The sequence below is a fragment of the Burkholderia sp. Ac-20344 genome, from assembly GCF_017104975.1.
Taxonomy (GTDB): domain Bacteria; phylum Pseudomonadota; class Gammaproteobacteria; order Burkholderiales; family Burkholderiaceae; genus Burkholderia.
In genome coordinates this window covers 1-1,042 of record NZ_JAAGPP010000378.1, presented here as the reverse complement: position 1 = coordinate 1,042, position 1,042 = coordinate 1, and the positions used below count along the sequence as shown (strand labels likewise).

The window sequence follows — 1,042 nt, the reverse complement described above, 5'->3', positions numbered from 1 at the left end:
TGTCGGTCTTCACGCGCTCGACGATCCCTTCGTCGCGCAGCAGCTTCAGGTTCGCGACCGCGACGGCCGCGGCAACCGGGTGCCCCGAGTACGTGAGGCCGTGGTTGAATTCGCCGTTGTCGATGATCGGCCGCGCGACGCGCTCGTGAATGCCGACGGCACCCATCGGCACGTAGCCCGACGTGAGGCCCTTGGCCATCGTGATCAGGTCCGGCTCGAAGCCGAAGTGCTGGTGCGCGAACCATTCGCCGGTACGGCCGAAGCCGCCGATCACTTCGTCGGCGACGAGCAGGATGTCGTACTTGCGGCAGATCCGCTGGATTTCCGGCCAGTACGTCGACGGCGGGAAGATCACGCCGCCCGCGCCCTGGAACGGCTCGCCGATGAACGCCGCGACGTTCTCCGCGCCGAGTTCGAGGATCTTCGCTTCGAGCTGCTGCGCGCGGGCCAGGCCGAACGCCTCGGGCGTTTCGCCGGCTGCCGCTTCGCCGAAGAAATACGGCTGGTCGATGTGCACGATGTTCTCGACCTTCGACGGCATCTGCTCGTGCATGTAGCCCATCCCGCCGAGCGTGCCGCCCGCGATCGTCGAGCCGTGATAGCCGTTCTTGCGCGAGATCACGAACTTCTTCTGCGGCTGGCCCTGCACGCGCCAGTACTGGTGCACGAGGCGCAGCACGGTGTCGTTGCCTTCCGAGCCGCTGTTGCAATAGAAGAAGTGGTTGAAGCCGGCCGGCGTGACTTCCGCGAGCATCGCGGAGAGTTCGATCACCGGCGGGTGCGTGGTCTTGAAGAACGTGTTGTAGAACGGCAGTTCCTGGATCTGGCGATACGCGGCGTCGGCGAGTTCCTTGCGGCCGTAGCCGACGTTCACGCACCAGAGGCCGGCCATTCCGTCGATCACCTTGTTGCCGTCCGAATCCCACAGATAGACGCCGTCGGCCTTCACGATCACGCGGCTGCCCGCGCGGTTCAGCGCGCCCATGTCCGAGAACGGGTGGATGTGGTGCGCGGCGTCGAGCGCGCGGTATTCGGCGGTCGA

The 1,042-nt window shown here is 66.0% G+C and carries 1 protein-coding gene; it reads right to left on the bottom strand.

Translation table 11 applies throughout. The features are described 5' to 3' along the window. Positions 1-1,042, bottom strand: a 1,042-nt coding sequence (locus tag G3N64_RS39215; protein WP_205788909.1) for an aminotransferase, incomplete at both ends; no start/stop codon positions are given.